At 58.2% G+C, this 15611-nt stretch carries 10 protein-coding genes; all 10 read right to left on the reverse strand.

Annotation, left to right across the window (positions count from 1 at the left end; all coding sequences use genetic code 11):
- Positions 1-109: 109 nt before the first annotated feature.
- The 10 genes from QFX05_RS00725 to QFX05_RS00770 all read right to left on the reverse strand — a co-directional run bounded on the left by QFX05_RS00725 (position 110) and on the right by QFX05_RS00770 (position 15452).
- On the reverse strand, positions 110-1264 hold the full coding sequence (locus QFX05_RS00725) for a GNAT family N-acetyltransferase (RefSeq protein ID WP_279740065.1): 1155 nt from the start codon (positions 1262-1264) through the stop codon (positions 110-112).
- A gap of 28 nt (positions 1265-1292) precedes the next feature.
- Positions 1293-4181: an excinuclease ABC subunit UvrA gene (uvrA, locus tag QFX05_RS00730; RefSeq protein ID WP_279740067.1), complete on the reverse strand. Its 2889-nt coding sequence runs from the start codon at positions 4179-4181 to the stop codon at positions 1293-1295.
- Positions 4182-4307: 126 nt separating this feature from the next.
- Entirely contained in the window at positions 4308-5081 is a 774-nt protein-coding gene (locus QFX05_RS00735) for an MBL fold metallo-hydrolase (RefSeq protein ID WP_279740069.1), read from the reverse strand.
- A gap of 1057 nt (positions 5082-6138) precedes the next feature.
- Positions 6139-7851 carry a formate--tetrahydrofolate ligase gene (locus tag QFX05_RS00740; protein WP_279740071.1) on the reverse strand — a complete coding sequence of 571 codons (1713 nt, stop codon included), beginning with the start codon at positions 7849-7851 and terminating at the stop codon, positions 6139-6141.
- A 231-nt stretch (positions 7852-8082) separates the two neighbouring features.
- A complete protein-coding gene (locus QFX05_RS00745) occupies positions 8083-9126 on the reverse strand; it encodes a zinc-dependent alcohol dehydrogenase family protein (protein ID WP_279740073.1) in 1044 nt (347 codons plus the stop codon).
- Positions 9127-9460: 334 nt separating this feature from the next.
- The gene (gene nrdF, locus QFX05_RS00750) at positions 9461-10438 is read right to left on the reverse strand and encodes a class 1b ribonucleoside-diphosphate reductase subunit beta (RefSeq protein ID WP_279740074.1); all 978 of its coding nucleotides are present in this window, start codon (positions 10436-10438) and stop codon (positions 9461-9463) included.
- A gap of 147 nt (positions 10439-10585) precedes the next feature.
- Positions 10586-12766 (reverse strand): class 1b ribonucleoside-diphosphate reductase subunit alpha, encoded by a 2181-nt coding sequence (gene nrdE / locus QFX05_RS00755; RefSeq protein ID WP_279740076.1) that lies wholly within the window; start codon positions 12764-12766, stop codon positions 10586-10588.
- On the reverse strand, positions 12739-13269 hold the full coding sequence (gene nrdI / locus QFX05_RS00760) for a class Ib ribonucleoside-diphosphate reductase assembly flavoprotein NrdI (protein WP_279740078.1): 531 nt from the start codon (positions 13267-13269) through the stop codon (positions 12739-12741). The genes nrdE and nrdI overlap by 28 nt, the downstream gene beginning before the upstream one ends.
- Before the next feature lie 74 nt (positions 13270-13343).
- Positions 13344-13568 carry a glutaredoxin-like protein NrdH gene (gene nrdH / locus QFX05_RS00765; protein ID WP_005505794.1) on the reverse strand — a complete coding sequence of 75 codons (225 nt, stop codon included), beginning with the start codon at positions 13566-13568 and terminating at the stop codon, positions 13344-13346.
- Between the two features lie 774 nt (positions 13569-14342).
- A complete protein-coding gene (locus QFX05_RS00770; protein ID WP_279740085.1) occupies positions 14343-15452 on the reverse strand; it encodes an App1 family protein in 1110 nt (369 codons plus the stop codon).
- Between the last annotated feature and the right edge of the window lie 159 nt (positions 15453-15611).

The following is a 15611-nucleotide window of genomic DNA, read 5'->3' on the forward strand; positions in this document are numbered from 1 at the left end:
CTCTAGAAGTTGTTCCTTATGCGGCGACTCTAGACTCTGAACCCCGCGAAATGAGCATATAAAAAGCCCCCGGGACTCTGAATCTCGGGGGCTTTTTCATATATAACACTTAGTCCATGGGCAGGTCATTCAGACTGGTCGAGACGTACTCCCACCAGGTCGGCACCAACCCGGCATTCATCGCAACCCTCTGCGAGAGGATATGCGACGGGCTTGTACCGTAGAACGGCAGGTACCCTTCCGCCAGGGTCAGACGTGCGGCATCACGCACCAGCACGCTGGCGATGCCAGCACCGCGCCAGGAGGGCAGCACGTCAATACCGATTTGGCGCATTATCGGCGAATCATCGCTCACACCCACGAGGGCGATAGGGTCTGTGAGCGCAGGGTCGCTCTCCCCTGCCACAGTTACTTCGGATGTCTCAGATGCATTCTCTTCCACTGGGTATGCGGCGAGCACCAACACATCCGGGCGGGTCACGCTAAAGCCCAGCGCATTCGAGTAGCGCTTATCCCCACGGAAACGCTCAAACTGCTCAGCGTCCAGCAGCTCCACGCACAGGCGAGTTACGCGCGCCTCCGTGTCCTCCGGGTCAACCTCAAGCGCGCCCGCGGAGGCGTTTGCCTCCCTGCGGATGGTGCGCTCGCCGGTGATTTCGGCAAGCAGCGCCGCCTTCAGTTCGGCAGGGTCAACGCGGCGCATCATACCCACACCGGGTACGGCGCACTTGACTTCCTGCGCCTGCACGCCCTCGGGTACGACCGAGTTCAGCAGGGCGCGGCCGGGCGTGTAGTAGACGCTCGTGCCGCTGACCTGCAGCGTGTAAGGGGTAACCAGTTCGTTGAGCTGGCGCAGCGGCGCGTAGTCGCCCAGCCAGTTCGACTGGTCTCCAAGCATGTAGTCGATAGCCCTGTCGAGCACACGCGGATGCTTGGCGCAGAGAATACCGACGCTCGCGTAGTTGGCGACGCGCAACTCCCATATGTCGTCGTTGCGGCGACGTGCGGCGCCCATCTTCTCGGAGGGCGGCTGCACGGCGGCGAGTAGCGGCAGGCTTTCGGCTTCCGGGTAGTCGCGTAGCTCTTCGAGGGCGCGGCTAATCGAGCCGGGTGCCTGGCAGAAATCCGCCTCCAGCTGGGTGTGCAGGATGTGCCGGGCACGGTCCGCGGTGGTCACAGCGCCTCGGTTCATAGCTCCCCGGTTCACAGCGCCGCGGGTTGCCTGAGCTCCCCGAGTGGGTTCGGTTCCTTGAGTATCAGTCACGTAGGTTTCCTCTAGGTCAAGTTCTCGACTAGTTCAGGATCTCGGCAAGGAACACACCGGTGTGCGAGCCCTTCACCTGAGCCACCTGTTCCGGGGTACCTTCAGCAATCACGGTGCCGCCGCCACTACCACCTTCGGGCCCCATGTCGATAATCCAGTCGGCACACTTGACCACGTCCAGGTTGTGCTCGATGGTGATGACGCTATTGCCCTTGTCAACCAGCGATTGCAGCACGGTGAGCAGCTTGCGGATATCTTCAAAGTGCAGGCCGGTGGTCGGCTCATCCAGCACGTAGATGGAGCGGCCGTTGGAGCGCTTCTGCAATTCGGTTGCAAGCTTCACGCGCTGCGCTTCACCGCCGGAGAGGGTGGTTGCAGGCTGGCCCAGGCGAATGTAGCCCAGGCCCACATCCACAAGGGTGTTCAGGTGGCGCGCAATCGGGGTGAATGCGGCAAAGAACTCTGCGGCTTCTTCCACGGGCATTTCGAGTACGTCGGCAATGGTCTTGCCCTTGTAGTACACTTCGAGGGTTTCGCGGTTGTAGCGCTTGCCGTGGCAGGTTTCGCAGGGTACGTACACGTCCGGCAGGAAGTTCATTTCAATCTTCAGGGTGCCGTCGCCGGAACAGTCCTCACAGCGGCCACCCTTGACGTTGAAGGAGAATCGGCCGGGGGTGTAGCCGCGCATTTTCGCTTCGCTGGTCTCTGCGAACAGCTTGCGGATATGGTCGAACACGCCGGTGTAGGTGGCGGGGTTCGAGCGCGGGGTGCGGCCGATGGGCGACTGGTCCACGTGAATGACCTTGTCCAGGTGTTCCAGGCCGTCGATGCTCTTGTGGCGGCCGGGTACCTGCTTGGCGCCGTTGAGTTTGTTTGCCAGGGAGGTGTACAGAATGTCATTGACGAGGGTGGACTTACCCGAGCCAGACACACCGGTCACCGCGGTAAATACGCCCAGCGGGAAGGACACGGTCACGTTCTTGAGGTTGTTTTTGCGGGCGCCGCGCACGGTCAGCTGACGCTTCTTGTCCACGGGGCGGCGGGATGCGGGCACCTCAATAGTGCGGCGGCCAGCCATGTAGTCGCCGGTAATGGACTTGGTGTTCTTCAGCAACTCCTCAAAGCTGCCGGAGTGCACGATTTCACCGCCGTGCTCGCCGGCGCCGGGTCCTACATCCACGATCCAGTCGGCTTCACGCATGGTGTCTTCGTCATGCTCGACCACAATAAGCGTGTTACCCATATCGCGCAGCTTGGTGAGGGTTTCGATGAGGCGGCGGTTATCGCGCTGGTGCAGACCAATAGAGGGCTCGTCGAGCACGTAGAGCACGCCAACCAGACCCGAACCGATCTGGGTTGCGAGGCGGATGCGCTGCGCCTCACCGCCGGAGAGCGTACCGGCGGAGCGTGAGAGGGTCAGGTAGTCCAGCCCCACGTCCAGCAGGAACTGCAGGCGCGCGTCAATTTCCTTGAGGACCTGCTCACCAATCTTGGCTTCACGGGCGCTGAGCTGCAGGCCACGCACAAAGCTAAGTGCGTCAGCTAGGGACAGGTCGGTAATATCTGCGATGGACTTGCCGCCAACCTTCACGCCGAGGATGGTCGGGTTCAGGCGCGCGCCGCCGCAGGAGGGGCAGGCGACCTGACGCATGTACTGTTCGTAGCGGTCGCGGGCGAAGTCCGATTCGGTTTCTTCGTGCTTGCGCTTGATGTACGCCTTCACGCCCTCGAATCCGGAAGTGTAGCGGCGTTCGCGGCCGAATCGGTTGCGGTAGGACACCTCAACCTTATAGTCCTTACCGTCCAGAATGGCAGCGCGGGTCTTGGCGGGCAGGTCTTTGAAGGGGGTGTTCAGGTCGAAGCCGAGCTCCTCCCCCAGACCCGCGAGCAGGCGCAGCCAGTATTCGGTGGTTGCTTTGCCCTGCGACCAGGGAGCGATAGCGCCCTCGCCGAGGGTCAGGTCGGGGTTGGGTACGAGCAGGTCAGTGTCCACTTCCAGGCGCGAGCCGATGCCGTCGCAGGCGCTACACGCACCGAACGGCGAGTTGAAGGAGAAGGCTCGCGGCTCAATCGTGTCGATCTGTAGCGGGTGGTTGTTGGGGCAGGCGAGGTTTTCACTGAAGGAGCGGGTGCGTTCGGGGTCGTCCTGCTCACGATCCACGAAGTCGATGAGCACGCGGCCATCAGCAAGCTTGAGCGCGGTTTCGATAGAGTCGGTCAGGCGCTGGTGAATACCGTCCTTGATGACGATGCGGTCGACGACCACCTCGATGGTGTGCTTGTACTGCTTGGCGAGCTTGGGCGGGTCGGAGAGCTGCACGGTTTCACCGTCCACGCGGGCGCGCGAGTAGCCCTGGGTCAGCAGGTCCTTGAAGAGGTCAACGAACTCGCCCTTACGTGCGCTGACAACGGGCGCGAGGATCTGCAGGCGGGTGCGTTCGGGGTACTCTTGCAGAATGTCCACGATTTGCTGCGGGGTCTGCTGGGTGATTTCTTCGCCACATTCGGGGCAGTGCGGGTGGCCGATGCGCGCCCAGAGCAGACGCATGTAATCGTAGATTTCGGTGATGGTACCGACGGTTGAGCGCGGGTTTTTGGAGGTGGACTTCTGGTCGATAGACACCGCCGGGGAGAGGCCCTCGATGAAGTCTACATCGGGCTTATCGACCTGTCCGAGGAACATACGCGCGTAGGAGGACAGCGACTCAACGTAGCGGCGCTGACCTTCCGCAAAGATGGTGTCGAAGGCGAGGGAGGACTTACCGGAGCCGGAGAGTCCGGTGAAGACGACCATTGCATCACGCGGAATGGTAAGGTCTACGTTCTTGAGGTTGTTTTCGCGGGCACCCTGAACCCGGATGCTGGTCAGATCGTTCGCTTTGAGTGCGGTGCTACCGTGTGCAGGGCGGGGTGTCATCGAAAATCCTTTCGTCTTATCTTCGAACTTAAATTCTACACCCTCATGTCTTTCACCGGCGGGATTATGCGACCGGTGAAGGCCTGAGGGTGCAGTACTTATATGAGGCGGACTGACAGGCACGGTTTACCAGCCGCGGGTTGCCCAGTCTTCCAGGTGTGGGCGCTCGTCACCGAGAGTGGTGGAGCGGCCGTGGCCGGGCAGCACGATTGCGTCATCTTCAAAGCCGCCGAAGAGCTTTTCGAGCACATTGGAGAAGAGTTCACTAAACTGCTGCGGGGAGTCGGTCTTGCCCACGCCGCCGGGGAAGAGAGTATCACCGGTGAATAGCAGGGTTGCGGGGGTGCCGTCTTCCCAGCTGGTTTCGAGGGTGTAGACGATGGATCCGGGGGTGTGGCCAGGCACGTGCAGCGAGCGGATGACGGTGTCGGAGCGGTAGAAGTCGAAGCTTTCGCCGCCGGCCAGCTCCTCTTCGACGGTGTAGTCTTCCTGCTCCTTAATAGCGGCTGCGTCAGCTGCACCTGCGGAGGTGACGGCACCGGTGAGGTGGTCGAGCTCCTTAATAGCGCGAATATGGTCCCAGTGGCCGTGGGTGACAAGGATGCCGGTCAGACCCACTGCCCGGGGCCTAAGGGAGTTGAAGTCCTCTTCCTTCTCCATAACGCGCACGCGACGGTCTTCCGAGTCAGTCAGTTCCAGCTGCGGGCAATCGTTCAGAAGCGCATCGAGGGTGTAGGCATAGAGTTCTTCTGCCTCGTCTGCGGGGTCAATGAGCACCTGCTCACCGGTGGCGCGCATGGTGATGAGGTAGACGCTGTTGTCCATCTCGGAGACGCTGAACGCTCGGACAGTCAGTTCGGGGTTTTCAAAGATGAGGGTGGGTTCGGGGTAAGTAGTCATAGTTCCAGTGTAGGGGTTCCCACATTGCAGGAGGAGTCTATATAGAGCACTTCCCTGTGAGCGCATTCGGCATTGACTGTGCGGGATGCACAGGGAACAGATACTGGAGCACGCTCGGAACAAGCTCTAGCCAGGTCCCGTCTATCTGAGACTCCAGTGAAATTCCAAAGTTAAACAGAGAAGCGACTGCGCATCGATACACAGTCGCTTCTCATGACACCCAGGGGTATCTATCACTCACTCAAACACAAGCAACCCGAGGACTTTGGAAATCTCACGATTACTTGATGACTTAATGGTAGCAAACTTTTTGGGATTGTTTTGCCACTCGATTTGGCGCGGGGAGCCGGTTTTGGCGACTTGAGTCTCAATATAATCGTTCTGTAATAAAAATAGGTATTTTTTGGCTATCCATACGTACCAATTTCATTTTACGGGTTTTGGCGTGACTTATTTCACCTAAAATAGGTTTAATATTTCCCCCATTTGGCGCTTCTGCACACCTTTGACCCAAGCTTCACACTTAGTAATTTTGAAGGCTCAATCCCCAGTTTTAGCCCGGTATTCCGCGGAAGTAGAGCTTTTATAACAAAACGATAACAGCAGCCCTACCTTCAGGTTCACTGGGCACACCCACTGAAACTCCATTCAAAGAGCAAAACACCTAGTCAAAACTATATTTTCACAAAATACAAGATAGTGTGTCACTAAAAATCAACCTCTATAGATTGTTGATAAAACTTGACACTCAAGCAAGCATAGAGCCCAATTATTAACCCATACGTACCATTTACAGTCTCCGCAGAGGCCTCATTCGAGTCTCCATGAAAGGTTACAATCCCCTTCCACTAGGGGTTTTAGATTCCTTCAGTACCACACCGTTCAGCACCGAAAACGCCAATACGCTCCCCCTTTCACCGGCAACCACCCTGGGTGTTCACCCCATTTGCCGGTACCGGGCACGGTAAACTGCCGGGCACAGCAAAGCGGCGCCTCTCCCCCGCTGCGGGGAAGGAGCGCCGCCTCCACTAGCTATAGATTAGCTAACACAGTCGCCTTAGGACAGGCCGACCATCACGCCGTTCTCATCGAAGCCGATGCGCTCAGCTGCGGGGCTCTTGCTCAGGCCCGGCATAGTGCGCATGGTGCCGCAGATAGCGTAGACGTAGCCAGCACCAGCAGCCAGGCGAACCTCACGCACGGGGAGGGTCCAGCCGGTCGGCGCACCCTTCAGAGTTGCATCCGACGAGATGGACAGGTGAGTCTTAGCAATAACCACCGGCAGGTGCGAGTAGCCCAGCTCAGCGAAACGCTTCAGCTGCTTAGCGGCAGCGGGAGCAATAGAGATGCCGTCCGCACCGTAGACCTTGGTGGCAACCTTCTCAATCTTGGTCTCGATGGAGTCCTCAAGATCGTAGGTGTACTTCAGGTCCGAAACGTCGTCACATGCCTCAGCAACCACGTTGGCCAGGTCGGTGGTGCCCTTACCGCCCTCAGCCACACCACGGTGGATAGCGACGCGAGCGCCAGCTTCCTCAGCGATACGGCGGATGGTCTCGTGCTCGGACTCAAAGTCGGTCGGGAAGGCGTTGATTGCCACAACCGGCTGAATACCGAAGTTGCGCACAATCTCGATGTGCTTCTTCAGGTTCTCTGCGCCCTTCTCCACGTCGGAGGGGCTTTCCTGCAACATACCTTCGGGCAGAGGCTTGCCCGGAACAATCTTGTACAGGCCGGAGTGGGACTTCAGGGAGCGCACGGTGACAACGAGCACTGCTGCGTCCGGCTTCAGGCCGGAGACGCGGCACTTGACGTTGAAGAAACGCTCCGCACCCATGTCTGCGCCGAAGCCAGCCTCGGTAATCACGTAGTCGGAGTACTCCAGACCAACATAGTCTGCGACCACGGAGGAGTTACCGGTTGCAATGTTGCCGAAGGGACCGGCGTGAATCAGAGCGGGGGTGTGCTCCAGGGTCTGCAGCAGGTTCGGGTTGATAGCGTCTGCCAGGATGACGGACATTGCGCCGTCAGCCTTCAGATCGGCTGCGGTGACGGGCTCGCCGTCGTAGTTCAGGCCGATAACGATCTTTGCCAAGCGCTCGCGCAGGTCCTTGAAGGAGGTTGCCAGCGAGAGAATCACCATGATTTCGGAGGCGCTGGTGATGTCAAAACCGGTCTCGCGGACCACGCCGTCCATGCGTTCGCCCAGGCCCACGACGATGTTGCGCAGGGAGCGGTCGTTCATGTCGATAACGCGGCGCCACTCGATTGCACGCGGGTCGATGCGCAGCTCGTTGCCGTGGTGCAGGTGGTTGTCAATCATGGCGGCAAGCAGGTTGTGTGCTGCGGTGACGGCGTGGAAGTCGCCGGTCAGGTGTAGGTTCAGCTTCTCCATGGGAACGATCTGGGAGTAGCCGCCACCTGCTGCGCCGCCCTTGATGCCGAAGGTCGGGCCCATTGCGGGCTGACGCAGAGCGAGGACTGCCTTGCGGCCGGTCTGGGCGAAGCCCTGTGCGAGGGAGACGGAGGTTGCGGTCTTACCTTCACCGAGGGGGGTGGGGGTTACTGCGGTAACCACGATGTACTTGGAGCCGCGCTTGCGGGTGGTCTCTGCGTTGGTGGTTTCGTCGAGGAGGACCTTAGCAACGTACTTGCCGTAGGGTTCAAGGCGATCTTCGCTGATGCCGTTGTCCGCTGCGATCTTATTGATAGGCCAAAGATCGGCGGCAAGTGCGATTTCGAGGTCGGAAGGGAAAGGCTTCTTCGTCATTGTCATCCTTCGAGTTGTACGAATCATGCTCTTTTATTCTATGCCTTGGCTCACTCATTTGTCCCTCACCTCGCCGGAAGGTGGCGAATAAACTCAATTTTTAATGCACTAATCCCCGCAACCGGGGCCCTACTCTCACGTGGAACGAGCAGGGTCAGTGCGGGGATCAGTAGCTCTTACATGCCGGTTGCCGGTGCAAGAAAGCACAAGAACCGGCAATACGATCGGCTATTACGGCATAGTCAGCAGAACCTTGGTGGCGGTACGCTGGTCCATTGCCTCGTAACCCTTAGCTGCCTCGTCAATAGGCAGAACCAGGTCAAATACCTTACCGGGCTCAATTTCACCCTTGTAAATCAGGTCGATGAGGGTCGGCAGGTACTTGCGCACGGGGGCGGGGCCTCCCTCCAGGTGAACCTGCTTGCCGAAGAGCTTATCGGTGCCGATGGAGCTGTCGTGCGGCACACCTACGAAGCCGATGTAACCGCCGTGGCGTACACAGCCGAGTGCCTGGTCGAAAGACTGCTGGGAGCCAACAGCTTCCGCGACGCCGTGCGCGCCCACGCCGTCGGTGAGCTCCAGAACCTTGGCGATACCCTCTTCGCCGCGCTCTTCCACGATGTGGGTTGCGCCGAATGCCTTAGCGAGCGCCTGACGTTCCGGGTTGCGGGACATGATGATGATCTTCTCTGCGCCGAGCTGCTTAGCGCCGATGACTGCGCTCAGGCCGACTGCACCGTCGCCAACAACGACGATGGTCTTGCCGGGGCCTGCCTGCGCTGCGTCTGCTGCGTACCAGCCGGTGCCGAGCACGTCGGATGCCGCCATCAGGTGCGGGATCTGCTCTGCGGTGGGTGCGGCGGGGGTCTTGACGAGGGTGCCGTCTGCGAAGGGTACGCGGGCGTATTCTGCCTGGGTGCCGTTGGAGCGTGCGCCAATGAAGGCATCGCCTGCTGCGATTGCCTTGAGGCAGCGGGAGGGATAGCCTGCGGTGCAGGTTTCGCACTCACCGCAGGAGATGCAGAAGGAGCCTACGACGAAGTCGCCGGGGGCTACGGTGTTGACTTCGGAGCCGATTTCTACGACCTCGCCGATGTATTCGTGACCCATTGCGCTGTGGTCAACGGGCTGTGCGCCGCGGTAGGGCCACAGGTCGGAGCCGCAGATACAGGATGCTGCGAGTTTGATGATGGCGTCGGTGGGTTCGAGCAGGGTCGGCTTCTCAACTTCGTTGACGACAACCTTGCCGGGAGCTTCCATAACAACTGAACGCATGATGTTCCTTTAGGGGTTGTGGGATAGTAGTCCAACAGTACGCCCCGCGCGCAGATATATCAATAATTTTTTATGCTACCGGATGAAGGTAAAAATTCCGACAATCAGCACCAGCAGATCGTTCCCGCTCCCCTGCTTCTCCGTAGCTTCTCTGCCGCTTCCGCGCCTGGTTAAACCGGGAAATCCTGGGTATCCCGGCACGTTGAATAGCCCGGTTAAACGGCGGAATCCCCGCGCATCCATAGTGGACACGCGGGGATTCCGCTCGGTTTATCTCAGCCTATATCTGAAGGCGAGAAGGGGCTTAGAAGTCTCAGACTTAGAAATTTCAGCCTTAGAAGTCCCAGTCCTCGTCCTCGGTGTTCACAGCCTTACCAATCACGTAGGAAGAGCCGGAACCGGAGAAGAAGTCGTGGTTCTCATCAGCATTCGGGGACAGCGCCGACAGAATCGCCGGGGACACGTTCGTCACGGATGCCGGGAACATCGGCTCGTAGCCCAGGTTCATCAGAGCCTTGTTAGCGTTATAGTGCAGGAACTTCTTAACGTCCTCGCTCCAACCCACACCGTCATACAGGGAGTGGGTGTACGCCACCTCATTCTCGTACAGTTCGTACAGCAGGTTGAAGGTGTACTCCTTCAGCTCTGCCTGACGCTCCGCAGACTCCTTCGCCAGGCCACGCTGGAACTTGTAGCCAATGTAGTAGCCGTGCACTGCCTCGTCACGAATAATCAGACGAATCAGGTCAGCGGTGTTGGTCAGCTTCGCGTGCGAAGACCAGTACATCGGCAGGTAGAAGCCCGAGTAGAACAGGAAGGACTCCAGCAGAGTGGAGGCAACCTTCTTCTTCAGCGGGTCGTCACCGGTGTAGTAGGACAGAACAATCTTCGCCTTCTTCTGCAGGTACTCATTCTCAGAAGCCCAGCGGAACGCCTCGTCAATCTCCTTAGTGGAAGCGAGGGTCGAGAAGATCGAGGAGTACGACTTTGCGTGCACGGACTCCATGAACGCAATGTTGGTGTACACGGCCTCTTCGTGCGCGGTCACAGCGTCCGGCAGCAGGGACACTGCACCGACAGTACCCTGGATGGTGTCCAGCAGGGTCAGACCGGTGAAGACGCGCATGGTCAGCTGCTTCTCTTCCTCAGTCAGAGTCTTCCAGGAGGGTACGTCGTTGCTCAGCGGCACCTTTTCCGGCAGCCAGAAGTTACCGGTCAGACGATCCCAAACCTCAAGGTCCTTCTCGTCCTCAATACGGTTCCAGTTGATAGCCTCAACCACGTGGTCGACGAGCTTCACCTTTTCGCTCATTAGTAATTCTCCGATTCTTAAAGGGTGGTTACGGTCCCACGCGCGCCCAGCCAGTCGCGCAAGCGGTTTGCGTGTTCACCGTAACCGCCCCTTCCAGTCTTTAGTTATAGTGTGCCAGCTCAGGCTGAATGCGTCACAGCATTCAGGCTAAAGCATGCATGATACGCAGCCTTCAACCTCGGTACCCTCAAGAGCCATCTGACGCAGACGGATGTAGTAGATGGTCTTGATGCCCTTACGCCACGCGTAAATCTGGGCGCGGTTAATATCGCGGGTGGTTGCAGTATCGCGGAAGAAGAGAGTCAGCGACAGGCCCTGGTCCACGTGCTGGGTTGCCACAGCGTAGGTATCGATGATCTTCTCGTAACCAATTTCGTAGGAGTCCTGGTAGTACTCCAGGTTCTCGTTGGTCATGTAGGGCGCCGGGTAGTAGACTCGGCCGAGCTTGCCTTCCTTACGGATCTCAATCTTCGAAGCGATCGGGTGAATCGAAGAGGTCGAACCGTTGATGTAGGAGATGGAGCCAGTCGGCGGAACAGCCTGCAGGTTCTGGTTGTACATGCCGTACTGTGCCACGTCAGCAGCCAACTGAATCCACTCTTCGCGGGTGGGGATGTGGTGCTTAGCGAACAGTTCGCGGGTACGCTCGGTCTGCGGTGCCCATTCCTTCTCAATGTACTTGGCGAAGAACTCACCGGATGCATACTTCGAGTTCTCGAAGCCCTCAAAACGCTGACCGCGTTCCTTAGCAATCTGCATGGAGGCGCGGATTGCGTGGTAGGCGACGGTGTAGAAGTACATGTTGGTGAAGTCTAGTGCTTCTTCGGAACCGTAGTAGACGTGCTCGCGTGCCAGGTAGCCGTGCAGGTTCATCTGGCCCAGACCCACGGCGTGGCTCATGTTGTTGCCGCGCTCGATGGAGGGTACGGAGCGGATGTCTGACTGGTCGGAGACGGAGGTCAGCGAACGAATTGCGGTTTCCACGGTCTTGCCGAAATCTTCTCCGTCCATGGTCAGTGCAATGTTCAGCGAACCGAGGTTGCAGGAGATGTCCTTACCGACGGTCTCGTAGCCGAGGTCAGCATGGTAGGTGGACGGCTCAGAAACCTGCAGGATCTCGGAGCACAGGTTGGACATGATGACCTTACCGGCGATGGGGTTCGCGCGGTTGACGGTGTCTTCGAACATCACGTAGGGGTAGCCGGACTCGAACTGAATCTCTGCGATGGTCTGGAAGAACTCGCGTGCGTTGATCTTGGTCTTGGTGATGCGTGCATCATCGACCATCTCGTAATACTTCTCGGAAACGTTGATGTCGGAGAAGGGCACACCGTAGATGCGTTCCACATCGTACGGGGAGAAGAGGTACATGTCCTCGTTCTTCTTAGCCAGCTCGAAGGTGATGTCGGGGATGACAACGCCCAGGGAGAGGGTCTTGATGCGGATCTTCTCGTCAGCGTTCTCACGCTTGGTGTCCAGGAAGGCGTAGATGTCGGGGTGGTGTGCGTGCAGGTACACGGCACCGGCACCCTGACGTGCGCCGAGCTGGTTTGCGTAGGAGAAGGCGTCTTCCAACAGCTTCATGACGGGGATAACGCCCGAGGACTGGTTCTCAATCTTCTTAATGGGCGCACCGGACTCGCGCAGGTTGGTCAGAGCGAATGCCACACCGCCGCCGCGCTTGGAGAGCTGCAGTGCAGAGTTGATGGAGCGGCCAATGGACTCCATGTTATCTTCCATGCGCAGCAGGAAGCAGGAGACGAGCTCGCCGCGCTGCTTCTTACCTGCGTTGAGGAAGGTCGGAGTTGCCGGCTGGAAACGGCCGGAGATAATCTCGTCGACAATGTCTTCGGCGAGCTTCTCGTTGCCTTCTGCCAACAGCAGTGCGACCATGCAGACGCGGTCTTCAAAACGCTCCAGGTAGCGCTGACCGTCGAAGGTCTTGAGCGCGTAGGAGGTGTAGAACTTGAAGGCACCCAGGAAGGTCGGGAAGCGGAATTTCACGGCATAGGCGCGCTTGAACAGGTTCTTAATGAACTGGAAGTTGTACTTGTCGAAGAGTTCCGGCTCGTAGTACTGGTTCTCGATCAGGTACTCAATCTTCTCTTCCAGGTCGTGGAAGAAGACAGTGTTGTTGTTGACGTGCTGCAGGAAGTACTGACGTGCAGCCTGGCGGTCGGCATCGAACTGAATCTGGCCGTCCTCATCGTAGAGGTTCAGCAGTGCGTTCAGCTCGTGGTAGCTCATACCCTTGAATTTCTCGGGTACGCTCTTGCCGCTGTGGCTCGCACCGAGAGTTTCTAGTGCTGAGGGCAGTTTTGCGTCCAAAATGCTTCCAATCCTTCGTTGACTTTTTCTACATCTGAATCGGTGCCCATGAGCTCAAATTTGAAGAGCACGGGCACATCGCACTTCTTGGCGACAATGTCTGCCGCAATACCGAAGAGCGGACCAAAGTTGGTGTTGCCGGAGCCAATCACACCGAGCATGTGGTGGCGATTCTGCTCCACGTTCAGGAATTTAACCACCTGCGGGGGAACGTTACCGGCGCCTTCAGGCTTGCCGTAGGTGGGGACTATGAGCACGAACGGCTCATCAAGAATGAGGGTGTCTTCGCCGGTGCGCAGCGGCAGGCGGAGGCGGCGGGCACGGATCTTCTCCACGAACTTGTGGGTGTTACCGGAGATGGAGGAGAAGTACACGATGAGCGGCGCTGTGCCGTCCAGTTCGGCCTCGGTCGCTCGACCCTCGGAGGCATTGCGTGCATCCAGAAGGATCTTGCGGATTTCTGCGTGCTCGTCGACGGGGTTGGGCGTGAGGGCGGTACTCAATCTGTACTCCTTATTCTCGTGTGCCGGTGTGGTTCCGTGCCGATTTTCCGTTTGTACGGGTTTCGGCAGGGCTGTTACGCTGCCAGAGCGTTAATCTTGTCGGGCTGGAAGCCGGACCAGTGCTCGTCGCCTGCGATGACGACGGGTGCCTGCATGTAGCCGAGGGACTTGACCATTTCGAGGGCCTGAGCGTCTTCGGTGATATCAACCTTGGTGTAGCTGATACCCTTCGCGTCGAGGGCGCGGTAGGTCATGTTGCACTGGACGCACTGGGGCTTGGTGTACACGGTCACTACCATGGGAATGCCTCTTACTTTCTCCCGCTCAGGCGGGCTTATCTCGTGAATGAATCGGGTGTGTTTCGTTTATGGCTCACCATGTGTTGTTTACGGCAGGTGCGGTGCCGTCCGCTGCCCCCTTCTAGTGAGGTGTGGCGGTTTCCTGCGCTAGGGCAGGGCCCATAAAAGTACCGTAGTGGTGGAACCGAGTATTAATACTACATCTAGTGTCGAGATTTTTCTTCGCCACAAGATGATGTGGTGCAAGGGTCGTGTTTCGTTCGATAAACCCACAGCTGAACCCACTTAAGAGGGGGTGCCTACAGCTTATCCACACCTTCCCATAGGACTGGTTCGCCGGATTTTCGCGGAGTACGCCGGGTTATCCACAGGTGGGGTTTAAGTTGGTCAGGATTTTTAAGGGTTCATTCGCCCGCCAAGTTGAGGTTCAGTTAACCTCATGTATGCTTTCGGGGGCATAAAACCCGACAGATCCGGGCTTGATTTTAAAGAGATCTTAACTCTCACGCGTTCTTGCGCGGAACAGCGGGGTTTTAAAGCAGAACGGACTTTCTTAAAGACGAGGGTTGACCCCCTTCGAGCGGGTTTAAGCTATGTGATTAAAGCTGTAGAAAAGATTTTTAACTCTTTTCTAGTAACCGGTGTGTCGTGGGTTTAAGTTGTTTAATTCCGCTGAAACAGTAAAACCCACCGCAGATACCGCTATTTCACGGTACTCACAGTGGGTTTACAAGCCATAGGCACAGATTTTAGCAACCGGTGAGCAGTGGCCGGCTAGAAATCGATCAGACCCAGCTCACGCAGCTTCTTACTCAGCGTTATGCCGTCAGTGGCTTCAATCCACAGCGGCGAGCGCATCATCTGTTCGGCACGATAGTCACTCCACACGCGACCGGAGGCGAGCATGCTCTCCCCCACCGTCAGATTGCGGATGACGATTGCCGCCACGTTGTCCGGGTAGCGTACCGCGAAGCCGTTGTAGATGTACGGGTCACGCTGCCCGTCGTCACCGACGAGGATCCACTTCATCTGCGGGAATTCCTCGGCGAGGCGGCGTAGGGACTCAACCTTGTGATTGGTGCCGGAGCGGAACCAACGGTCGGGGGTGGGGCCCCAGTCGGTGAGCAGGAACGTGCCGCGCGGGTAGCCGTTGCGGCCGAGGAAGCGGCGCAGGGTCGGGGTGATGTTCCAGGCGCCGGTAGACAGGTACATGAACGGCGCATCCGGGTGGCTGCGGCGGATACGGTCGGTCATGACCGCCATGCCGGGGGTGGGGATGCGTGCGTGCTCGTCGAGGATGAAGGAGTTCCAGGCGGCAACCATGGGGCGCGGCAGCATGGTGACCATGACGGTGTCATCGACGTCCATGATGACGCCGAGCTTCTGGCTTTCGGGAACGATGTAGACGCTGGTTGCTACAGCACGAGAGCCGGGCACGTACATGATGACTTCGTGTATGCCGGGTTCGAGGTCGATGCTAAGTTTGACGTCAAGCACGCCGCCGTGGTCGGTGTACGCCTCATACTTGGTGCCGTCAATGACGATGGTGACGGGTGCATCGGACATTGCGGTTGCAGTGAAGGAGCGCCAGCCGCGCATGGGGTTGGCGGTGTCTTGGGTTCCTTCTACAACCTGCAGGAGGCGTTCGAGGTTGACCGTCTTGTAAACTGCGCGGGCGATGACGCGGACCCAGCCGGGGTTGCCGTCGGAGGCGGTGCGACCGTAGCCTTCGGTGGGCACGAGGATAGGCTCACGGCCAGCGGCGATAGCGTGCTTTTCGCGCCACCTGTGCAGCCGGTCAGCAACACGGTAGCCGATGTTGACTGCCTCGTCGGCAGCATCGTTCACAAGGTTGCGCAATTCGTGAGTGCCCAAATTCTCCATCCCACTAGTGTAGCGGAGCGTTACCGGCTTGAGGCTTCTTAATTTTGTGTTCTTATACCTAGTTTTATACCTATTAATACTGTGGTGCTGAACGTGCGGTGTGATGTGCACATTATTTAGGGGTGTATTCGCTGTTCAGCTTCGTTCCTTGCAGGTGGG

The organism is Rothia similimucilaginosa, from assembly GCF_029850875.1.
GTDB lineage: Bacteria > Actinomycetota > Actinomycetes > Actinomycetales > Micrococcaceae > Rothia.